The organism is Thiomonas bhubaneswarensis (assembly GCF_001418255.1).
Taxonomy (GTDB): domain Bacteria; phylum Pseudomonadota; class Gammaproteobacteria; order Burkholderiales; family Burkholderiaceae_C; genus Thiomonas; species Thiomonas bhubaneswarensis.
Map to the genome: position 1 here is coordinate 224,744 of NZ_LIPV01000002.1, position 21,422 is coordinate 246,165.

21 protein-coding genes are annotated in these 21,422 nt (G+C 65.8%); 4 read left to right on the plus strand and 17 right to left on the minus strand.

Annotated features, from left to right (window positions below; translation table 11 throughout):
* Nucleotides 1–51: 51 nt before the first annotated feature.
* A complete protein-coding gene (gene pyk / locus ASC45_RS03620; RefSeq protein ID WP_055449669.1) occupies nucleotides 52–1,485 on the minus strand; it encodes a pyruvate kinase in 1,434 nt (477 codons plus the stop codon).
* A 177-nt stretch (nucleotides 1,486–1,662) separates the two neighbouring features.
* On the opposite strand from pyk, the gene ASC45_RS03625 reads away from it, so the two are divergent.
* Complete coding sequence (locus ASC45_RS03625; protein WP_055449670.1) at nucleotides 1,663–2,997, plus strand: diguanylate cyclase; 1,335 nt, start codon at nucleotides 1,663–1,665, stop codon at nucleotides 2,995–2,997.
* 108 nt (nucleotides 2,998–3,105) lie between these two features.
* On the opposite strand, the gene ASC45_RS03630 is transcribed toward ASC45_RS03625, so the two are convergent.
* From ASC45_RS03630 to ptsP, 5 genes are all read right to left on the minus strand, one after another.
* Nucleotides 3,106–3,432, minus strand: a complete 327-nt coding sequence (locus ASC45_RS03630) for an AzlD domain-containing protein (RefSeq protein ID WP_055449671.1) — start codon at nucleotides 3,430–3,432, stop codon at nucleotides 3,106–3,108.
* 23 nt (nucleotides 3,433–3,455) lie between these two features.
* Nucleotides 3,456–4,208, minus strand: a complete 753-nt coding sequence (locus ASC45_RS03635; RefSeq protein WP_055449672.1) for an AzlC family ABC transporter permease — start codon at nucleotides 4,206–4,208, stop codon at nucleotides 3,456–3,458.
* Nucleotides 4,209–4,285: 77 nt separating this feature from the next.
* Nucleotides 4,286–6,193, minus strand: a complete 1,908-nt coding sequence (locus ASC45_RS03640) for a PglL family O-oligosaccharyltransferase (RefSeq protein ID WP_245609939.1) — start codon at nucleotides 6,191–6,193, stop codon at nucleotides 4,286–4,288.
* 72 nt (nucleotides 6,194–6,265) lie between these two features.
* Nucleotides 6,266–7,816 carry a M48 family metalloprotease gene (locus ASC45_RS03645; protein ID WP_055449673.1) on the minus strand — a complete coding sequence of 517 codons (1,551 nt, stop codon included), beginning with the start codon at nucleotides 7,814–7,816 and terminating at the stop codon, nucleotides 6,266–6,268.
* A 68-nt stretch (nucleotides 7,817–7,884) separates the two neighbouring features.
* On the minus strand, nucleotides 7,885–9,636 hold the full coding sequence (ptsP, locus tag ASC45_RS03650) for a phosphoenolpyruvate--protein phosphotransferase (RefSeq protein WP_055449818.1): 1,752 nt from the start codon (nucleotides 9,634–9,636) through the stop codon (nucleotides 7,885–7,887).
* A gap of 164 nt (nucleotides 9,637–9,800) precedes the next feature.
* Here ptsP and ASC45_RS03655 point away from each other — a divergent pair, with 164 nt between their 5' ends.
* Complete coding sequence (locus tag ASC45_RS03655) at nucleotides 9,801–10,205, plus strand: hypothetical protein (RefSeq protein WP_055449674.1); 405 nt, start codon at nucleotides 9,801–9,803, stop codon at nucleotides 10,203–10,205.
* 88 nt (nucleotides 10,206–10,293) lie between these two features.
* Nucleotides 10,294–10,749 (plus strand): GNAT family N-acetyltransferase, encoded by a 456-nt coding sequence (locus tag ASC45_RS03660; protein WP_245609940.1) that lies wholly within the window; start codon nucleotides 10,294–10,296, stop codon nucleotides 10,747–10,749.
* Nucleotides 10,750–10,752: 3 nt separating this feature from the next.
* Here ASC45_RS03660 and ASC45_RS03665 read toward each other — a convergent pair whose 3' ends face one another.
* The 11 genes from ASC45_RS03665 to ASC45_RS03715 form a co-directional block, all read right to left on the minus strand.
* Nucleotides 10,753–12,822, minus strand: a complete 2,070-nt coding sequence (locus ASC45_RS03665) for a TRAP transporter permease (RefSeq protein ID WP_055449676.1) — start codon at nucleotides 12,820–12,822, stop codon at nucleotides 10,753–10,755.
* Nucleotides 12,823–12,942: 120 nt separating this feature from the next.
* The gene (locus tag ASC45_RS03670; protein ID WP_055449677.1) at nucleotides 12,943–13,923 is read right to left on the minus strand and encodes a TAXI family TRAP transporter solute-binding subunit; all 981 of its coding nucleotides are present in this window, start codon (nucleotides 13,921–13,923) and stop codon (nucleotides 12,943–12,945) included.
* 120 nt (nucleotides 13,924–14,043) lie between these two features.
* On the minus strand, nucleotides 14,044–14,808 hold the full coding sequence (locus ASC45_RS03675) for an amino acid ABC transporter ATP-binding protein (protein ID WP_055449819.1): 765 nt from the start codon (nucleotides 14,806–14,808) through the stop codon (nucleotides 14,044–14,046).
* Nucleotides 14,805–15,596, minus strand: a complete 792-nt coding sequence (locus ASC45_RS03680; RefSeq protein WP_245609941.1) for an amino acid ABC transporter permease — start codon at nucleotides 15,594–15,596, stop codon at nucleotides 14,805–14,807. Before ASC45_RS03680 ends, ASC45_RS03675 begins: the two co-directional genes overlap by 4 nt.
* A gap of 147 nt (nucleotides 15,597–15,743) precedes the next feature.
* Complete coding sequence (locus ASC45_RS03685) at nucleotides 15,744–16,610, minus strand: ABC transporter substrate-binding protein (protein WP_055449679.1); 867 nt, start codon at nucleotides 16,608–16,610, stop codon at nucleotides 15,744–15,746.
* A gap of 277 nt (nucleotides 16,611–16,887) precedes the next feature.
* Nucleotides 16,888–17,949: a HAMP domain-containing sensor histidine kinase gene (locus ASC45_RS03690; RefSeq protein WP_055449680.1), complete on the minus strand. Its 1,062-nt coding sequence runs from the start codon at nucleotides 17,947–17,949 to the stop codon at nucleotides 16,888–16,890.
* Between the two features lie 2 nt (nucleotides 17,950–17,951).
* The gene (locus ASC45_RS03695) at nucleotides 17,952–18,698 is read right to left on the minus strand and encodes a response regulator (RefSeq protein WP_055449820.1); all 747 of its coding nucleotides are present in this window, start codon (nucleotides 18,696–18,698) and stop codon (nucleotides 17,952–17,954) included.
* A 64-nt stretch (nucleotides 18,699–18,762) separates the two neighbouring features.
* The gene (locus ASC45_RS03700; protein ID WP_055449681.1) at nucleotides 18,763–19,377 is read right to left on the minus strand and encodes a Spy/CpxP family protein refolding chaperone; all 615 of its coding nucleotides are present in this window, start codon (nucleotides 19,375–19,377) and stop codon (nucleotides 18,763–18,765) included.
* Between the two features lie 106 nt (nucleotides 19,378–19,483).
* Nucleotides 19,484–19,753, minus strand: a complete 270-nt coding sequence (locus ASC45_RS03705) for an HPr family phosphocarrier protein (RefSeq protein ID WP_055449682.1) — start codon at nucleotides 19,751–19,753, stop codon at nucleotides 19,484–19,486.
* Nucleotides 19,722–20,183, minus strand: coding sequence for a PTS sugar transporter subunit IIA (locus ASC45_RS03710; RefSeq protein WP_055449683.1), 462 nt, complete (start codon nucleotides 20,181–20,183; stop codon nucleotides 19,722–19,724). The genes ASC45_RS03705 and ASC45_RS03710 overlap by 32 nt, the downstream gene beginning before the upstream one ends.
* A gap of 49 nt (nucleotides 20,184–20,232) precedes the next feature.
* Complete coding sequence (locus ASC45_RS03715) at nucleotides 20,233–20,805, minus strand: hypothetical protein (protein WP_055449684.1); 573 nt, start codon at nucleotides 20,803–20,805, stop codon at nucleotides 20,233–20,235.
* 39 nt (nucleotides 20,806–20,844) lie between these two features.
* On the opposite strand from ASC45_RS03715, the gene ASC45_RS03720 reads away from it, so the two are divergent.
* Entirely contained in the window at nucleotides 20,845–21,405 is a 561-nt protein-coding gene (locus tag ASC45_RS03720) for a thioredoxin family protein (protein WP_082454224.1), read from the plus strand.
* The last annotated feature ends 17 nt before the right edge of the window (nucleotides 21,406–21,422 follow it).

Sequence of the window (21,422 nt, forward strand, 5' to 3'; positions counted from 1 at the left end):
GCCCGCATCGGCCGAGGCCAATGCGGGCGTTTTTGCGGGTGCGCCGCGCGATCAGCGCGGTACGCGCATGACTTTGAGCATATTGGTGCCGCCAGCCGACCCGATCGGCTCGCCGCAGGTGATGGCGTAGCTGTCACCCGACGCCACGGCGTTTTTCTCGATCAGCCGGGCTTCGGCCTGGTTGAGCAGGGCGTCGCGGTCGGTAGTGTCGAAACTGAGCAGCGTGGGCCGCACATTGCGGTAGAGCGCCATGCGCCGCACCGAGGTCTCGCTGCGCGACAGCGCGTAGATGGGCACGTTGACCCGGTGGCGGCTCATCCACAGTGCCGTGGAGCCCGATTCGGTCAGCGCCGCGATCGCCTTGCAGCCCAGGTGATGTGCGGTGAACAGTGCCGCCATGGCGATGGACTGGTCGATGCGGGTGAACTTCTTGTCGATGAAGTCGTGTTCGAGCTTGACGTCCTCGAATTTCTCGGCCGCCTCGCAGATGCTGGCCATGGCTTCGACCGTCTCCACCGGATACTTGCCGGCTGCGGTTTCCGCCGAGAGCATGACGGCATCGGTGCCGTCGAGCACCGCATTGGCCACGTCGGACACTTCGGCCCGGGTGGGCACGGCGTTGACGATCATCGACTCCATCATCTGGGTGGCGGTGATGACCACGCGATCCATCTCGCGAGCCATGCGGATCATGCGCTTTTGCAGCGCCGGCACGGCGGCGTTTCCGACTTCCACCGCTAGGTCGCCGCGCGCCACCATGATGCCATCGGAAGCGCGCAGGATTTCGGGCAGAGCCGGAATCGCCTCGACCCGCTCGATCTTGGCGATCAGCGCCGGTTTGTGGTTGTAGGGCTCGCCCGCCACATTGGCGAGCTGGCGCGCCAGCTCCATGTCGGTGGCATTCTTGGGGAAGGACACGGCAAGATAGTCGGCCTGGAAGGCCATCGCGGTGCGGATGTCTTCCATGTCCTTGGCAGTCAGCGCCGGAGCGGACAGACCGCCGCCCTGCTTGTTGATGCCCTTATTGTTGGAGAGCTCACCGCCGATGGTGACGGTGGTGTGGATCTGCTCGCCGGCGACGTGATCGACGGTCAGCACGATCAGGCCATCGTTCAGCAACAGGCGGTCGCCCGCCCGCACGTCGCGCGGCAGGTCTTTGTAATCGAGACCGCAGCGATTTTCGTCGCCCAGCTCGCAAGTGGCGTCGAGGGTGAATTTGTGGCCGGGCTGGAGCATGACCTTGCCATCCTTGAACCGGCCCACGCGGATTTTGGGGCCTTGCAGATCGGCCATGATGGCCACCGCCTTGCCCAGCCGGTCGGCCGTCTCGCGGATAAGCCGGGCCCGATCAATGTGATCCTGCGCCTTGCCGTGAGAGAAGTTGAGGCGGACGACGTCGACCCCGGCGGCAATCATGCGCTCGAGGATGTCTGGCGAGGAACTGGCGGGGCCGATGGTGGCGACGATTTTGGTGGCGCGGGACATGAGTAGCTGAATGAGGGGGATGGGCGGGAACGCGATCGGTGAAAATGTGGATTCATTCACGGTCAGCGGGCCGTAGTGTAGAGCTTGCCGTTGACGGTTTCGTTTCCGGTGTCAGAATCACGTCAGGCGGATTGATCCGACTCACGCCGACCTTACCGACCCCCAGTGGGTTCATCCATGAGCGATTCTTCCACCGACGAGACGATGCCCGCCGACGCCGACCGCGCCGAGATGCTGCCGGGGCTGGCCGCCGTGCCGGAAGTCAGGAGCCTGCTCGAAGCCGTCGATCTGCCCATTGGCCGCTGGGACGCCGAGGGAAGGCTGACCTTTTTCAACCCCCCTTATGTGAGCTGGGCACGCCGCGCGCCTCAAGAGCTGCGTGGCCGCACCCTGGCGGAGCTGTACGGCGACGAAGCCTGGCATGCGGCCCGCCCTGCGTTCGACCGAGGTTTTTCCGGGCACCAGGCGCATTACCTGCGACTGCTCAGACATCTCGAACCGCCACGCTGGGCGCGTATTCAGGTGTTTCCCGAACGGGGTTCGAATGGCCGCATCGACGCCATCTACACCATCGCGCACGACGTGCACGACGACATCACCGCGGCAATGGCGCTCAAGCGCTCCAACTGGCTGCTCGAACAGGCGCTGGACAACCTGCCCTGGGGCGTGATCGAGAGCAATGCCGATCTGATCATCACCCGCTGGTCGCATTCCGCCGAGACCATACTCGGCTATACGGAGACCGAGCGTCTGGGCACCCACCGCCTGGCCATGGGCGTGCCCGAGGAAGAACGCGCGCGCACCCTGGCGGTCTACGAGCGCCTGCTGCGAGGTGAGATCGACAGCTGGGTCGAGCAGGCGCAATACATCCGCAAGGACAGGCGGCGCATCTGGGTGGAGTGGACGCTGTCGGCCCTGCGAGACGAGGAGGGGCACGTCGTCTCGCTGCTCACCTTCGTGCGCGACATCACCCACCAGATCGACACCCATGCGCGGCTGCTGCACCGGGCCGAGCGCGACGCTCTAACGGGCGTGCTCAGCCGTCGCGCCGTCATGGAGCGGCTCGAAACCGCCTTGGCGCGCCGCACGCGCGAAGATCGGCTCGCCCTGTGCTTCATCGATCTCGACGGATTCAAGCAGATCAACGACCGTCTGGGTCATGTGCGCGGAGACCGGCTGCTGGTTCAGGTGGCGCACGCCATGCAGGACGCCTTGCGGCGCGATGACGCCATCGGCCGTATCGGCGGCGACGAATTCGTCGTGCTCAGCGCCGTGGCCGATCTGGCGGCGGCGCAGTCGCTGGCGGCCAAGCTCGTCGAGGTCAGTGCGGCGGCGGGTTACGACCTGCTTTCCGGTCTGCGGGTGACGGCCAGTGTCGGGGTGGCGGTAGCGCCCATTCATGCGCGCAGCAGTTTCGAACTGCTGCAGCGTGCCGACGACGCCATGTACGCAGCCAAGCAGGAAGGCAAGAACCGCTGGGCCCTGTGCCATCGCCGCATCGACGGCGGTTGAGCGCGCCCCCAGGGCTGGGCTGCGCCCAGCCCGCCCCCCGTGGGGGTCAAGAAAACTTGGGGCGGCCCTGCGTTTTCTTGAATGTCGTGCTGTAGAGCTTCAAGGGCCTCACGCCCAAGTGTGGCTGACCCAGGTCAAGGCCCAGTAAGCCACCATGCCGCTGAGGATGGTGCCCAGAATGCCTCGGCGGGCAAAGAAATAGCCGGCGGCGATCACGGCTGCGCCCAGCTTGACCCAGGGCGGCCCCAGAGGCGTGAGCAGCAGAAGCTCGGGCGCCACTACGGCGGCAAGCGCTGCGGCCGGTGCAAACCGCAGGGCGATCTTGACCCTCGCGGGCAGGGGCATGGCCTTTCGTGAGAGCAAAAAGAGGTTGCGGCTCAGCACGGTCACTGCCGTGAGGCCGACAACCAAGGCGATCTGTTGAAGCAAGGTCATGGCTTGAACGTTTCCCGGCTTCTTCAGGGTTTGGTGCCGTCGAGCAGGCCGCCGCCGCCCAGTTGCCGATTGCTCCAGGCTTCCCAGGCCATGCCCACGACCAGCGCGCCCAGAATGGCCACGACCAGATTGAGCCGAAGCGGCAGCCAGAACATCAGCGCGCTGAGCGCCGAAGCGACGACGATCACCCCGGCAATGGTGCGATCGGCCAGCAAAGACAGCACGATGCCCAGAAGCGCCAGCGTGCCGGCGAAGGCCAGCCCCCAGGAGCCCGGAATGTGCTGCGCCATCAGAATGCCCAGAATGGAGGGAATCTGCCAGGCGACCCAGTTGGTCAGCGAGACCCCCAGGAAATACTGCGTCTGCTGGGGGTCCTGCGTGGGATGGGGGTGGCGCCGGATCATCAGCACCTGGTTCAGGTCGCCGATCAGGTAACCGTAAACCAGACGCCGCAGCCTGGGCAGGTTTTCGAAGTAGGGGCGCATCTGCGCGCTGAACACCACGAAGCGCAGATTGACGCAGAACGCGGTGCCGAGAATCAGCCACAGCGGCGCTCCAGCGGCGATCAGGGGCAGCACGGCGAGTTGGGCGCTGCCCGCGAACACGAACAGGCTGATGGCCAGGGCAAGCTGCACGCTCAGTCCCGACTTCACCATGGCCACACCTGTGACGAGCCCCCACGCGGCGATGCCCAGAGAAACGGCGCGCATGTCCTGCACGCCTTCCCGGAAGGCCGGGCGGGCAACCATCGATTGAACGCGGGAGAGGGTGGACATGGTGAAAATAAGGATAGATGCTATTTTGCGCCGCATCAAAAGATCGCGGCAAGCGGTGAAACCACAGGTGTGACAAATCAGCGATTCACGGGAACCGTGATACGGCGCAGCACCGGGGCGTTTTTCAGCGCCTCGAGCAAAGGGGCGGTCTGACCGGGTGTCAGCCCGGCCTGTGCCGCCTGGGCGGGAAACTGCTTGACCAGTCCGGGTGCATACAGCCAGAAGGAGCTTGCGGTATAGCGGGCCAGCGCCAGCGCCTCGCCCGCATGCCCCAGGCGGCTGAGCAGCAACACGCGGCGGATCAGCAGGCTCGGGTCGCCATAGGCATGACTGACCCGATCGATCTCGGCCATTTCGCGCAAAAGCTCGCTGTGGCTGTCGGCGGCGCTCACCTGAATGCCGCTGGCCAGTGCAAAGCCGATCAGGGGCCGGAAGAACAGGTCGCTGCGCTGCGCTTGTGCGATGGCCTGGCTGACCAGCGTGCGATCGGCGGAGTAGGCATCGTTGGTGACGTTGTAGTCGTAACCGGCCTTGACCACCAACAGGGCCGCCAAGAGCCCTGCGCCCAAGGCTGCGGGGCGTGGCAGCGTCAGTCCGCGCCCGTTCGTTGGTCGGCTTTGCGCCTCGGTTCCGGGTCGGTCGAACCCATCCATCCAGCCCGCCAGAAAGGCGAAGACCCAGAGGAAATAGAGGTACCACAGGGGATACTCGACCAGGCTGTGCAGGCCGAGGAAAGCCACGCCCATCCACGCGGTCAGGGGCAGCGGCGTGGGGTCTTCGGGTTTGCTGCGGCCGAGCCGCATCCAGCCCCGGGCGGAGCGCCAAAGCCAGGCCAGGGCGACGAGCAGAATCGGTACCGTGCCGACAAGGCCGGTCTCGGCGAGCAGTTGCAGGATGAGGTCGTGGGCGTTGTCGATATTGTCCAGCGGCAGCGGGTGCAGCGCGTGATGGATGGCCGCGTGCTGCAGCCCCCAGCCGAGCTGTCCCCAGCCCGCGCCGAACCAGGGCAGGTGCTCGAACACCTGCCAGGCATTGCGCCAGATCAGCGCCCGCGCATTGACGGGCTGATCGATCTGCCGGGTCACGGCATCGAGAAAGCTGATCCAGCCGAGGTGGTCGGCTGCGCGCAGCGCCAGCCACCACAAGGCGTAGAGCAGCGGCACGGCCACCAGCGCCGCCCAGCGCGGATGACGCCAGGCGCCGCGCACCGCGATGAGCACCAGCGCCGACGCGACCACCGCCTGCACCATGCCGGTGCGCGATCCGCAGACCACCAGCGCCCAGCTCATGCCGATGACCGCGGCCCACACCGCACCCGTGCGCAAGCGTGGCGCCCACCAGGCCAGCCCCGCCAGACCGAGGGCCACCGCCGTGGCGTAATGATTGGGCTGGCGCAGATTGCCGAACACCCTGCCCGTCGAGGGGTAGCTGATGATGTCGGAATACAGCGGCGCATGCGCAGCCAGCCAGGTGGCAAGCGATGGCATTTGCCAGAGGGCGAACTGCACCAGGCCGAACGCCACCTGCACCAGACCCTGCAACAACAGCCCGGCAGCCGCCACGTCGAGCCAGGGGTGGCCGCCCGCAACCTCGGACGAAACTTGCGATCGTGCCGCCGACTGCCCCAGCCCGGCCACGAGCGCCGCGCTCAGCAGCACCGCCACGGTGATCGTGCCCTGGCTGGCATAGGCGAGCTGACCGCTGAGGGTCTGTAGCGCGACCACCGCCGCCGCCACACCAAAGCCCAGCGAGGCCAGGCCGAAGCGTGGCGTCAGCCCGCCCCAGGCTGCCGAAAGCAAGACCGCAGCCCACAGCGCGGCCGCCACCAAGGTGGTGCCCATTTTGGCCACTACGCCTGGATCGAAAGGCCAGAGCAGAGGCAGAGACATCGCCAGCCCCAGCAGGGTCAGAGCGAGTTGTGACGGGAATTTAAGGCGGGCCGAGGCGGGCGCTGGCGCGGAGGAGGCGGGAGAAGGCGATGGCATGTCGCGCATTATCCGTGCGGCCGATTCGTGACTGAATTCCGAGTACACCATGCGCCTTCACGGCGCCATGCCTCACTGCGGCAAGGTCTTGTCGATAGCCTGCTGCTGCTTGTGCAATTGCTGCATCGCCTGCAAGCGCGCGGCGATGATGGAGGCTTCGAAATAATCGGCCCCCGGCGTGCGCTGGGCGATGCGCAATTGTTCGATGGCGGCCTCGAGCTTGCCTTCCAGGGCATAGGCCTCGGCGGTGGCGCGGTGTTGCGCGGCGTAAGCGCCCAGCGCGGCTTCGGCGCGGGCGAGGTCGTTCCACAGCGCCCGGTCTTGCGGGTGTTCCACGGTTTGCTGGCGCAGAAAGTTGCGCGCGGCGGTCTTGTCGGGCTGGGCCAGCAGGCAACGGGCCAGCAGGTGTCGCGCTGCGGTGGATTGGGGAAACCGGGCCTGCAGCGCACGCGCGGCTTCGACGGCCTGCGCCGGGTGGCTCGCCAACTGCAGCTCGACCTGCAACAGATCGAGCGGAAGCCGCTCGGTAGCCGGTGCATCGCCTGCGGACGCCTGTGCGCGGGCCAGGGCCGCCGAGGCGGCATCAGTGCGCCCCAGACGCTGCAGCAGCACGGCCTGACCGTATGCGTTGGCGGCCTGCTGCGCAGGGAAGTCAGCTTTTCCGGTGCTGAAATGCTGCATTTCGCGCAACAGGGCGTCATGCGAGGTCGGTGTGAGCGCCTGGGCTCGGGCATGCATCAGCCAGAACATGAGATCGTGATCGGGCGGCAGGGGCTTATAGCCGCCTCGCGCCTCGGCGTCAGCGATGCGCTCGCTGGTGAGCGGATGGGTCTGGAGGAATGCCAGCACATCGCTGTCGTCCAGCCGCGACAGGCTCTGCAGCCGCAGCAGCATGCTGGCCATGGCCTGCGGCGGGTAGCCTGCTGCCGCGAGCACCTCTTCGCCGGTGCGGTCTGCATCGCGCTCGTTGCTGCGCGAAAACCGCAGGGCGTTGTCAATCGCGGCGGCCTGTCCTCCCATGGCCAGGCCCTGCGCGGCCTGATCCTGTCCTGCACTTGCGGCGGCAATGGCCAGCAACAGCGAGCCGATGCTCAGCAGCCTATCCTTTCCCGCCTGCGCCAGTCGCTGCGCGATATGCCGTTGGGTGATGTGCGACATTTCGTGGGCGAACACGGCGGCTACCTGATCGTGCGACTGCGCGTCGATCACCAGGCCGGTGTGCACGCCGATCCAGCCTCCGGGCAGGGCGAAAGCGTTGAAACTGCGGTCGCGCAGCAGAAAGACACGGAAGTGCGCCGGTGCTTCCATTTCGGCAGTTAGCCGCGCAGCCGGGGTGAGGCGGTCGACAATGGTCTGAAGGTAGTCGCGCAGCAGGCTGTCGTCGAGATAGTCGGGCTCCTGGCGCATCTCGCGCATGATGATCTCGCCCAGGCGCTTTTCCTGTGCGGCGGAGAAGCTGCCTTGCGCGGGGTCACCGAGGGCTGGCAAGCCGCTCGAAAGACCCGATGCGGACGGCTCGGGCGTCTGCGACCAGCTCGCAGTGCAGGGCAGCGCCAGCGCAAGCGCGGCCGCGAGGGTGCCGAGGCGTAGAACGCGCAGATGTTGAGGGGAGACGGAACGCATTGGCAAGCACTCTGCAGGCAAGCAGTTAGAGAGCGTTCTCGCGCCGGTCAGTTCCCGTCAGGCAAGGCTCAGTTGAGCGCGGCCAGCGCGGCCTGCAGTTCCTCGGGCTCGAAGCTCGACAGCACGGTTTGCACCAAGGGTGCGAGTTTGTCGGGGTCGGCGCGCAGCACTTCCTGCTTGACGGCGAGGATCTGCGAGGGATGCATGGAAAAGCTGCGCAGCCCCATGCCCAGAAGCAGGCGCGTCATGGCAGGGTCGCCCGCCATCTCGCCGCAGACGCTGATGTCCACGGGTCGGCCTTTCCAGGCAGCTGCGGCGCGCGTCTGGGCGATGATCTGCGCCAGCAGATTCAGCACGGCCGGATGCAGCGGGTCGTACAGGTTGGAGACGCTCTCGTCGGCACGGTCGATGGCCAGGGTGTACTGCACCAAGTCGTTGGTGCCGACGGACAGAAAGTCGAAGTGCCGCAGAAACAAGGGCAGCGCCAGTGCGGCGCCGGGCACCTCGATCATCGCGCCGACTTCCACCGGGCCGAAACGCACGTTTTCAGCCGCGAGCTCGGCGCGCGCCTTGTCGAGTTCGTTGAAGGTCTGGCGGATCTCGCTGGCGTGCGCCACCATGGGAATCAGCACCTTCAGCGGCCCGAGCGCCGCCGCACGCAGCAAGGCGCGCAACTGCACCCGGAACATGGCCGGATCGGACAGGCTGTAGCGTATGGCCCGCAGGCCCAGCGCGGGGTTGAGGTGGGTGAAGTCGCCGTCGCGATGGTCTTCGGCATCGAGCGGCTTGTCCGAGCCGATGTCGATGGTGCGGATGGTGACGGGCTTGCCCTGCATCGCCTGTATCACCCGGCTGTAGGCGGCGTACTGCTCGTCTTCGCCCGGCAGCTTGCCACCGCGGTTCATGAACAGGAACTCGGTACGGAACAGGCCCACGCCCGCGGCGCCCGCCTCCAGCGCCGGAGCGCAGTCTTCGGGCTGTTCGATGTTGGCCAGCAGTTCCACCGGCTCGGCGTTGAGGGTGCGCGCTGGGGTGAACTTCAGGCGCTTGAGGCGCTCGCGGGCGAGCTGCGCCTCCTGCTGGCGCAGACGGTAGTCGTCGAGGATGACGGGCGAGGGATCGACGATGAGCAGGCCGCTGTCGCCGTCGATGATGACCAGATCGTCCTGCCGGATCAGGCTGCCTGCTGCGCGCGCGCCCACCACGGCCGGAATGTCCAGACTGCGGGCGACGATGGCGGTATGCGAGGTCTTGCCGCCCACATCGGTGACGAAGCCGCGGAACACGCCGGTCTTGAACTGCAGCATGTCGGCCGGGGCGATGTCGTGGGCGATGAGCACCAGATCGCCGTTGCCGCTGGCCGAGTGGGCCAGCCCGGCGCTGCCGCGCAGGGCGCGCAGCACGCGCTCGACCACCTGCTCGACGTCGGCGATGCGCTCGCGCAGATAGGCGTCGTCCATCTCTTCGAAACTGCGCGAAATCACGTCGAGCTGGGCGGTGAGCGCCCACTCGGCGTTGTAGCGGCGCTGGCGAATCCAGGTGATGGTGTCGAGGGCCATTTGCCGGTCGTCGAGCAGCAGCTTGTGCACGTCGATGAACGCGGCCATCTCGGCCGGAGCGTCGGGCGGAAGATCGGCCTTGAGGGTATCGAGTTCGTGCCGCACGGCGCGGCGTGCGGCACGCAGGCGCTCGATTTCCGCCTCCTCCATGCCGGGGTCGACGAAGTAGTGCGCAACGTCCAGCCGCGCCGAGGCGAGGATGACCGCACGACCAATGGCCATGCCGCGGGATACCGGAATACCGAAGAGTTGAAGCGCCATGCGGCGATGGTAGCGGTCGCGCCCTGCGAAGAGAACAGCGGCAGGCTGCAGCACCAATCAGCGCTGCAGGGTTATCTGCGGCCTCTTATCCTCCGGTCAGGCCTGCGCGTCGCAAGAACGTGCGGTCTTCCCCCTGATCGACGTTCTTTTATTGGAGATGCACCATGCACAAAATCGCACTCGTACTGTCCATTCTGGGCTTTGCCGCAGCACCGGCCTTCGCCTCGACCATGCACCATGAGCTCAAGATCGAACTGCACCCGCAGAACAACTCCGGCGAAAGCGGCTACGCCATCATCAAGCCCATAGGCAAGGGCATCGAGGTCATCGTCCATGTCAAGGGCGGCCCGAAGGGCGTCGCCCAGCCCGATCACATCCACCCCGGTACCTGCGCCAACCTCAACCCGGTGCCCAAGTACCCGCTGGAAAACGTGGTGGATGGCAAGTCGGTGACCAAGCTGCCCGAGGTGAGCATGGACGACCTGTTTAAGGAGCCCATGGCCATCAACGTCCACGAAAGCGCGCAGGATCTGAAGAAATACGTGGCCTGCGGCGACATCAAGAAATAAGCCGCACTAACATCCAAACTTACGGGGCGCGTGGTGCGCCCCGTTTGCATTGGAGACTCACGGTTTGGTGACCTTGGAAGATGTGGATTTGGATCGGCCCGAACATGCGCGGGCCGTAACCGAGCTGATATCGCGCTACGCCCGCGACCCGATGGGCGGCGGCGAAGATTTGTCGGACGATGTCAAGGCCGTGCTGGCCGAGCGCCTGCGTCAGCGTGCCGATTATGTCGGCGTGCTCGGCTACGACGGCGCCGATCCAGTGGCGCTGATCAACTGCTTCGAGGGCTTTTCCACCTTCATGGCGCGGCCGCTGATGAATGTGCACGACGTCTACGTCGATCCTGCCTATCGCGGGCACGGCCTGTCGCGCCGTCTGCTGGAGAGGGTCGAGGCCCTGGCCCGGGCGCGTGGCTGCGGCAAGCTCACCCTCGAAGTGCTCGACGGCAACACGGCGGCGCTAGCCAGCTACCGCCGTTTCGGGTTCGAGACCTACGCCCTCGACCCGGCGTTTGGTCGGGCGCAGTTCTGGCAGAAACGGCTCTGAGATTCAGCGCTGCGCACGTGTGCGCAGGCCGTGCCAGAGCAGCACGACCGCGGCCAGGGCGAAGCCGATTTCATCGGTCATCGGCAGCGCCATGATCAGCATGGCGGCCGCGGCGAACGCCAGCAGGCGCTCGGGCACCGACATCGGTCCGCGCAGATAGCCCACGGCCACCGCGCCCCACAACACAATGGCCAGCACGGCCTTGGCCGTCACATAGGTCACGCCCAGCCAGGTCCAGTCGCCCTGCAGCATGAGCTGCGGGTCATACACGGCCATATACGGCACGACGAAGCCAGCTAGCGCAATCTGCGTGGCTTTGAAGCCGATGCGCATGGGCGAGGCCTTGGCCACCGAGGCGGCCGCGAATGCGGCCAGGGCCACGGGCGGCGTGAGGTCGGCCATGATGCCGAAATAGAACACGAACATATGGCTGACGATCAGCGGCACACCCAGCTTGAGCAGGGCGGGCGCGGCGATCGAACTGGTGATGATGTAGTTGGGGATGGTGGGAATGCCCATGCCCAGGACCAGGCATACCGCCATGGTGAGCAGCAGCGACAGCAGCAGGCTGTGCGCGCCGATGTCCACGATGAAGCCGGCAAAACTGGTGGCCGCGCCCGTGAGGGTGAGCACGCCGACGATCACACCGACGATGGCGCAGGCGATGCCCACGGGCAGGGCCTGCCGGGCACCGTCGATCAGACTGTCGCGCAACACGCGCAGCGTCTGGCGTCCACCCTGGATCAGCAGGTTGACGGCCACCAGCGCGGCAATGACCCCCAGCACGGGGACGATGCCGTACCGCAGGAACGCCGCTGCGCCCAGTCCGCACGCAAACCAGAACACCATGCGGAACGCCGTGTGCGACATGCGGGCGGCGATGGCCGCGCCCAGCAGCAGGATGGCGGTGAGCGACAGCCCCATCATGCCGGCAAACATGGGGGTGAAGCCGTGGAACAGCATCCACACCAGTACCGCCAGCGGCAGGGCCAGATGCCAGTTCTCCTTCAGCGCCCGCCAGGGGTTCGGGATCTGGTCGGCAGGCAGGCCGAGCAGCTTTTTGCGCCCCGCCTCCAGATGCACCATCCAGAACGCGGTGAGGTAGTACAGCGCGGCCGGAATGACGGCGGCCTTGACGATGTCGGCATACGGCACGTTGAGGGTCTCGGCCATGATGAAGGCTACCGCGCCCATGACCGGCGGCATGATCTGTCCGCCCATGCTGGCCGTGGCCTCCACCGCCCCGGCGAAGACCGGCGAGTAGCCGAAGCGCTTCATCAGCGGAATGGTGAACTGGCCTACCGTGAGCACATTGGCCACGCCCGAGCCGGAGATCGTACCCATCAGGCCCGAAGACATGACCGCCACCTTGGCCGGACCGCCTCGCGCCTTGCCCACGAGCCCCAGCGCCAGGGCGTTGAACAGCCGGATCATGCCGGCATGTTCGAGAAACGCCCCGAACAGAATGAACAGGAAGATGTAGGTGGCCGACACCAGAGTGGGAATGCCGTAGATGCCCTCGGTGCCGAGATAGAGCTGGTTGATGATCTGGTCCAGCCCGTAGCCGCGGTGGCTGATGGCGTCGGGCAGGTATTGGCCGAACAGGCCGTAGAGCAGAAAGGCCGCGCAGACCAGGGGCAGCGCCAGGCCCAGGCTGCGGCGCGCGGCCTCGAACAGCAACACCACGACGGCGGCGCCGACCCACAGGTCGGTCGTGGTCGGGTCGCCGCTGCGCTGGATCAGGTCGGCCTCGAAGATCCAGTGATACAGCCCGAGCCCGAAGGCCACGGCGCCCAGCAGCCAGTCGAACCACGGAATGCGGTGCATCCAGCTCTCGCGCTTGAGCGCCGGCACCACCCAGAACACCAGCAACATCAGAAAGCCGACATGCAGCGAGCGCATCACCAGGCTCGACAGCGGGTGAAAGGCGGCCACGACGAGCTGATAGGCCGAAAAGGCGAGCGCCGCCGCCATGACCGTGCGCTGGGCGAGACCGGAGAGACTGCGCTGGTGACCGCTGTCGGCGTGCGGCTCGGAGGAGGTGTGGATCAGATCGTCGGCGGTGGCGCTCATGGCTGGACTTCTGGCGTTGCGGCGACGGCCTCGTGAGCGCCGCGGCAATGGGGGTGAGTCGGTGCAAAACGGCCCGCGCACAGCGGGCCTGGGCAAGACGAGGTGGTGCAGCGCAAAGGCTTACTTCAGTACGCCCGCCTCGCGGTAATACCTGGCCGCGCCCGGATGCAGCGGTACCGGCGAGTTCAGTGGGGCATCCTTTAGGCTGATGCCCTTGGCGGCCGCGTGCGCGGCCACCAGCTCGGGCAGGTGGGTGAACATGGCCTTGGTCATCTGATAGACCAGATCGTCACTCAGACCCTCACGGGTGACCAGGAAGTTCTGGATGCGTGCCGTCGGCACCGCGCTGGTTTGTCCCTCGTAGGTATTGGCGGGAATGACGCCGCTTTGATACGCCGGATCGCCCACCTTGGCAATGATGTCATCGGGCACCGGCACCACCACGATTTTTTGCGATGCGGCCAGATCGCGCAGCGACGCCACGCCTAGCCCGGCCGACTGCAGGGTGGCGTCGAGCTGGCGGTTTTTCATCAGCTCGACCGACTCACCGAAAGGCAGGTATTCCACCTTGGAAAAATCCTTGTAGCTCAACCCGGCGGCCTTGAAAATCGCACGGGCGTTGAGTTCGGTGCCGCTCTTGGGGGCGCCGACGGAGATGCTCTTGCCCTTCAGGTCGGCCAGGGATTTGATGCCCGAGTCGGCCCGGGCGACGATCTGGACATAGTTGGAATAGATCGCCGCCATGGTGCGCAGTTTTTTCAGCGGCGCCTTGAAACCCGCGTCGGCTTCGCCCTTCCAGGCATCGGAGAGCGCATCACCCAGCGAGAAGCCGAGCTCGGCGCGCCCCGCTTCAAGCAGGTTGAGGTTTTCCACTGAGCCCTTGGTGGCCTGCACCGAGCTTTTTGCTGCGGGAATTGCCTTGGCATAGATCTGCGACAGCGCCACGCCGAGCGGGTAATACACCCCGCTGGTACCGCCCGTGGCAATGGTGATGTACTCGGCGGCGAAGGCTTCGCGCAGTGCCATGGGCACGAGCAAGGCAGCACCTCCCGTGATGGCGATGGCGCGGCGGCGGGAAACGGCATGCGGCATTTTGACCATGATGGATCTCCGTGAACGATTTGTTACAAACGGAAACGATGCTAATCGGTCTGGTGCCAAATGCAACAGGGCAAGTTGCCATGGCGCATGTCCACCGCCCCAGTAATGGGGCGGGGAGGTTCACAGAATCTTGGACAGAAACTGCTGCGTGCGCTCGTGTTGCGGTGCGCCGAAAAACTGCTCGGGCGGAGCCGATTCGATGATCTGGCCCTGATGCATCATCACCACCCGATCGGCCACCTCGCGGGCGAAACCCATTTCGTGCGTGACCACCACCATGGTCATGCCGTCACGCGCCAGCGACTTCATGACGTCGAGCACTTCGCCGACGAGTTCGGGATCGAGCGCCGAGGTGGGCTCGTCGAACAACATCAGCTTAGGGCTCATCGCCAGCGCGCGGGCGATGGCGATGCGCTGCTGCTGTCCGCCCGAGAGCTGGTTGGGATAGGCGTCGCCCCGATCGGCCAGACCGACGCGGGCCAGCAGTTCGTGCGCGCGCTGCACGGCCTGCGCCTTGGGCATCTTGCGCACATGGATGGGAGCCTCGATGATGTTCTGCAGCGCCGTCATATGTCCGAATAGGTTGAAGCGCTGGAACACCATGCCGACTTCGGCGCGGTGGCGGCAGACTTCGTGATCGCGCAGTTCATGCAGGCGGTCGCCCACCTGGCGGTAGCCGACGAGTTCGCCATCGACCCACAGCCGCCCCGAGTCGATTTTTTCGAGGTGGTTGATGCAGCGCAGAAACGTGGATTTGCCCGAGCCCGAGGCGCCCAGCAGGCAGACCACTTCACCGCGTTGCACGTCGAGCGACACCCCTTTGAGCACTTCGAGGGCGCCGAAGCGCTTGTGCACGCCCTCGGCCTTGACCATGACCTGGCTCATGCCGTGGCCCTCCGGCGGGCGACCCATGCGCGCAGTTGTTGCAGCGGCGTCGCGGGCGTCTTGCGGGTGGCGCTGCGGCCGAAATGCCGCTCGATGTAGAACTGGCCGATCGACAGCACCGTGGTCACCAGCAGATACCAGATGCTGGCCACCAGCAGCAGCGGGATGGTGCGGTAGTTGGCCGCGTAGATCAGCTGCACCGAGTACAGCAGATCGGTCACGGCGATGACGCTGACCAGCGAGGTGGTCTTGAGCATCGAAATCGCCTCATTGCCGGTGGGCGGCACGATGACCCGCATGGCCTGAGGCAGCACCACGCGCCGCATGATCTGCAGCCGCGACATGCCCAGCGCTGCCCCGGCCTCGCTCTGGCCTTCGTCCACCGACAGAATGCCGGCGCGCACGATCTCGGCCATGTAGGCGCCCTCGTTGAGGCCCAGCGCCAGAATGGCGGCGATGAAGGGGGTGATCAGATTGTTGGCATCGAAACTCCACGAGCCGATGCCGATGCTGGGATAGAGCGCGGTGATGTTGAACCAGAACAAGATCTGAACCAGCACGGGGGTGCCGCGGAACAGCCAGATGTAGAACCAGCTCGCGCCCGACACCAGCGGGTTGTGCGAAAGCCGCATCACCGCCAGCAGCACACCCAGCGCCACGCCGATGAGCATCGAGATCACGGTGAGTTCGAGCGTCAGCAGCAGGCCCTGCAGCACACGTACGGAGAAGAAATATTCACCGACGACCGACCACTCGAATCGAGGGTTGGTGGTGAAGGAATATGCCATGGTCAAAGCCAGGAGGAAAACGGCGGCAGCGGCGATCCAGCGCCCAGGGTGTCGTGCCGGAATGGCTTTGATGTCGTCAGGTCGCATCATGTTGAAGCGTTGAAATTAGCTGGGTGCGGCCCGCAGGCCGCGCCCAGCAAGGCGACATTACTGCGCGGCCGGATTGATGGCGGGGTCTTTGATCGCGCCCTGGGTGATGCCCCACTTGTGCAGGATCTTGGCGTATTCACCGCTGGCCATGACCTTTTTCAGCGCGGCCAGCACCGGCTCGGCCAGGCCGCTGTTCTTCGGAATGGCGATGCCGTAGGGCGCGGAGTTGTAGGGCTCGCCGGTGAGCTTGAACTGGCCGCGCGATTCCTCGACGATCCAGGCCGCAACCGGGGAGTCGGCCATGCCCACTTGAGCGCGGCCGCTGGCGATCGCCAAGTTGGCGCCGTTCTGGTCGGGGAAGACCGAAACGGTCACGGGCTTCTTGCCCGCAGCCACGCATTCCTTGCCCTGCTTGGCGGCGTCGTCAGCTTGGGTGGTGCCCTTCTCGACGGCCACCGTCATGCCGCACAGGTCGGCCAGGCCATTGACCTTCGGGCCGCCCTTGGACTTGACGTAGAACGAAGTGCCCGCCGTCATATAGCTGACGAAGTCCACCACTTCCTCGCGCTTCTTGGTGATGGTGAACGAGGACATGCTCATGTCGTACTTGCCCGACTGCAGCGCGGGAATGATGCTGTCGAAGCTGGCGTTGACGAAGTCGGCCTTCACGCCGAGTTCCTTGGCGATGGCCTTGCCCAGATCGACGTCGGCGCCGACCACGGTCTTGCCGTCCTTGGCGATGAATTCCATCGGCGCGTAGGTCGCGTCGGCAGCGATGGTCAGGTGACCTTGGGCCTTGTACTTTTCCGGCAGGGCGATGGAGGCTGCGGATGCGCTGGCGCTGAAGACCGAGCCGAGCGCCACCAAGCCTGCGAGTGCGCCCAGACGGCGGGGCGAAGCGAAGTTGCGAAGCGTGAACGTCATGATGTTGTCCTCGGAAGTTGTGAACTGCGATGTTTTAAGCGCCCCCAGGGTCGGCTCGCCGACCCTCCCCCCGTGGGGGTCAAGAAAACTTGGGGCGGCCCTGCGTTTTCTTGAGAGAGGTATGCCAGCGGCGGCAGTCCGCCCACGGCAGAACGAAGGGCCCTAGGTTCTGCCGCGGCTTCTCGCAACCGGCCAAGCATGGTAGTCAAAAATCCAACCACGTCGGCAGCCGAAGCCGGTCTGCCGAGCATCATCGTCCTAGCAAGATCTGCGCCAATCAGGGCTTGCGGCCCAGCCAGATCTCGAAGCAGCTGCCGCCGCCAGGGCGGGGCAGGCAGCGGGCCTCGCCGCCATGTTGTCTGGCGATGCGGCGCACCAGAGCCAGCCCCAGGCCGGTGCCATCACCGCGTTCGCCCAGGCGCTCGAAGGGCTCGAAAATGCGCTGCGCGTCTGCGGGAGGAACGCCCGGGCCCTGATCGCAGACGCGGATGATGCCTCCGCCCTCCACGGCGCTCAGGCTGACCTGCGGCGTACTGCCCGGCGCATGCCGCTGCGCGTTGTCGAGCAGGTTGCGCACCGCGCGGCGCAGCAGGCGTTCGTCGCCCTGAAGAGTGATCCAGTCGCCGTGCACCTCGACGTCGAAGCGTGCGGCCTCCTCGGCCACCAGAGCGAGAAGGTCGAGCTCTTCGAGGTGAACCGACTTACCAGGCGCGGCATCGAGCCGACTCGACAGCAGGATGTCGTCGATCAGCGCGTCGAGCTCGGCCAGGTCTTGTTTGGCCGCGCGCGCGGCCACCTGACGCGCGGCGACGGGGGCAGGCCCGGCCAGCGTTTCCAGGCTGAGGCGCAAACGGGTGAGCGGAGTGCGCAATTCGTGCGAGGTGTAGGCCAGCAGCGACTTGTGGCTTCGCATCAGAGCCTCGATGCGGGACGCGGCGGTGTTGAAACTCTGCGCGAGCTGGGCCACCTCGTCGCGGCCCTGCACCGCCACGCGAGCACTCAGATCGCCTTCACCCAGCGCCTGCACGCCTTGCTGCAGGGTTTCCAGGCGGTGGGTGAGGCGGCGCATCAGCGGCAGGGTCACGGCGCTGACCACCAGCGCGGTGAGCACGGTGCTGGTGAAAGGCGACAGCAGCAGATGCCGCCAGGGCGAGGGCTGAATGCCCTGCGCCGCCATGAGGGCGCGGAACATCGCGCGGCGGATTTCGGCTTCGTGGGGATCGGAGAAAAACAGCCAGTGAAACAGCAGCGCCGACACCAGCGCCTGTGCGAGCAGCGCGAGAATGAGCGCCAGCCACAGACGCTGCCACAGCCGGGATGCAGCACCGGATGCGGCCATGGTCAAAGCCCGTCCTGCGACTTGGTGAACACATAGCCCGCGCCGCGCAGCGTGAGGATGCGCCGCGGGTGGCGCGGGTCGTCCTCGATGGCGGCGCGGATGCGGCTGATGTGCACGTCGATGGAGCGGTCGAAGGCTTCGAGCGATTCGCCCTTGACCGCACCGAGCAGAAATTCCCGCGTCAGCACCCGACCCGGGTGGCGCGCGAGCACCTGCAGCAGGTCGAACTGGTAGGCGGTCATCTGCCGTTCTTCGCCGTCGATGCGGGCCTGGCGCGCGGCGGGGTCGATTTCCAGTCGGCCGAAGCGCAGAACCTGCTCGGCCTGTGGATCGTGCGGCGACAGGCTGCCCGCCCGCCGACGGGTGATGGCGCGCAACCGCGCCAGCAGCTCACGCGGCTCGAACGGTTTGGTGAGGTAGTCGTCAGCGCCGATCTCCAGTCCCACCACGCGGTCGAACGGGTCGCCGCGCGCGGTCAGCATGAGCACGGGCAGATCGCTGTGGGTGCGCAGGCGTCGGCAGATGTCCAGGCCGTCGCCGTCGGGCAGCATCAGATCGAGCACCAGGGCGTCGAAGGTCGGGGCTTCGCCACGACGGGGAGCCAGGGCGACATCGGCCTGCGCGGCGTTGGCGGCGTGGGTGACTTGCCAGCCGGAGCTGTGCAGAAAATCGCTGACCTGTTGCGCCAGACGAAGATCGTCTTCGACCAGCAGAAGTTGGCTTGGCGTGGTACGAGAGAGCGGCGTCATGGGGCGGCCCATTCTGGAATGACACGCAGGCCGCCGCGGCGGCCTGCCTCTTGCTGGGACCAGCTTATTGCATCATGCCCGGCCCGCCCATCGGGCCCTTGCCGGGTTCGCCCATCGGGCCGCGGTGGTGCTTCATGCGTTCCATGCGCTGTTCCATCATGGCGTAGAGCTTGGCGCGCTGCTCGGGGGTGAGGATTTGCGCCATCTCGTACTGGGTCTGGGTGCGGTCGCGCGAGAGCTGATTGGCCAGGGCCATCTGCTTGTCGCGCAGCGCTTCGAGGGCGCCGCGATCGATGGTGGGCGCGGCCAGCAGCTTCATGCGTTGCTGCATCAGTTCGCGCATCTGCATCATTTCGGGGCGTGCCTTTTCCCAGGATTGCTTTTGCAGAGCGCGTATTTTCTCGCGCTGCTCGGGGCTGACACCGGCCTTGGCCAGCATGCGCTGCATGCCGCGTTCGCCGTGCCTGTCTGGGCCGCAGTGACCCATCTTGCCGCCCATGCCCGGGCCGCCCTGCGCCATGGGGGCGGGCGGGGGAGGGGGCGGAGTCTGGGCGGCCGCCAAGGCGGCGTGGCTGGCGACGGTGACGACCAGCATGGTGCCGAGCATGCCCAGGGCACGGCGCAGGCGCGACGGCGCGGTGGATGCTGTTGCCGGAGAGGTTGAGATTTGAGGATTCATGGCAGTCCTTGTGAAGGAAGTGACGATGAATCCATTTTGCGAGCCGGCGTTTGCCCCCAGGTCTCGCGAGGGTGAAGATATGTAAAGCCGGGGCGTTCTTGGGGCCTTATTCGCCTTCGCCGAATTTGTCGTCGAACAGGGCCTGCACAGCGTCGAGCGCGATGTCGGCCTGATCGCCCTCGGCGTCAACCGTGACCGTGGAGCCGATGCCCGCAGCCAGCATCATCACCCCCATGATGCTCTTGGCGTTGACCCGGCGCGAGCCCTTGGAGATGAAGATGTCGCAGGAAAACTGACCTGCGAGCTTGGTGAGTTTGGCCGACGCGCGAGCGTGCAGGCCGAGCTTATTGCTGACTTGAATGGTGCGTTGCGGCATGAGAAGGGCTGCGAAGCGGTTGTTGTTGCGGCGCGCTCGCGGAGATTTGAATGACGCCCTGGATGGCACCTGCAGTGGCGCGGGCGGCGAGCGCCTCAAGCGATTCGTTTTGATAGCACACGGATCGCAGCAGCATGGGCAGATTGACCCCCGCCACGATTTTCAGCTTGAGATCACTTGCCAGTTCAGTCAGCCGCTGCGCGATATTGCTGGGCGTGGCGCCGAAAACGTCGACGAGCAGCAACGCGCTGCCATCGCTGGCGGCCTGGCGCAAACCCACAAGCGCATCCTGCGCGGCAGCCTCGACGGGCGCATCGGGCGCGACATCGAAGGCCAGAAGTCTTTGCGGACACCCGGCGTACACATGGCTCGCGCACTCTCGCAGTGCGCTGGCCAGTGGGGCATGGGCGACGATGAAAAGACCGGGCATACGGTGTTACCGACGAGGGATCTTGTAGCGCATGATAGGTCGCCGGTTTTCAGGGCGTAGGCGACAAATTCACGGATTCGACGAAAGTTTGCGCGGCCTCATCCTTGAAATCCGGGGTCGGCGCGAACGCCGTAATCTGATAGACGCTGTTGCCCTGACTGAAAAGTAGCACGCGCTCGCGCACCGGTTTGCCGTCGGGCGTCTGACCGTCGATGCGCAGGTCCAGCGAGTCGGGCAGTCCGGGCGTGGCGTTCTTGGGGATGTCGGGCGCGGAATGCGTGACCTTGCCGTGCACATTGCCGATGGCAGCCTGATGCAATTGCCCCAGCGCCTTGGCCGCCAGGGCGGGGTCGGGCAACTGGGCGTGGGCGAGGGCGAAGGTCATCTTGTCGGCGACACAGCCCGTCATGCTCATATTGACCTTCTGGCCGGCGAGCACCACGTCCTGCGCGATCTGCTCCGTTTTGCACGGATAGGTCAACAGAATGTTGATGTCTTTCGGGCGTACATCCCGCCAGTCGAGGGCGGGGGAGCAGGCACTGAGGAGCGCCGCGGCGGCGAGCGACAGGGTGGAGTACCGGATCACCGACGCCGCCGCTGGGTATCGAGCTGTGAATAACATGCCATCATTATCCCGTGACTCGACCTTCGAGGGGGCAGTATGGTGGTGTGGAACGGTTGGGCGCAATCTGGACAGAGCCGACAGGCGGACGTGCTTCGGGTCGGGCGAAAGCGTGTCTTGCGCTGGGTGGCGGCCTTGTCGGTGGCCTTGTTTCTGGCCTGGATGACCGGTGTGGCCTGGGCGGAAACGCCCCTGCCGCCAGTGCGTAACCTGCAGCAGAGCGCACTCAAGGCCGCGGTCAAGGACCAGCCCCTGATCGTCATGTTCAGTCTTCCCAACTGCCCGTTCTGCGAAAAGCTGCGGCGCACGCAGTATCAGTTCCTCGCCAAGGAGGGCTATGTGGTGCGACAGATCGAAATCACCGATCGCGCCGAGGTGATCGGCTTCGACGGCAAGCCCACCTCGGGTGTGCTGCTGGCGAAGCAGTACGGCATCAAGCTCGCGCCGACCGTGCTGTTCTTTGGGCCTGGCGGCAAGGAAATCGGGGAACGCATCACCGGTGCCCCGACGGCGGATTTCTACGGCGCCTTCATCGACCGGGCGCTGAAGGAAAGCGCGCAGGCGCTCAAAACCATCAAGGCGCCGCAGCCTACGGCCTGACCGGACAACGGTTGTCG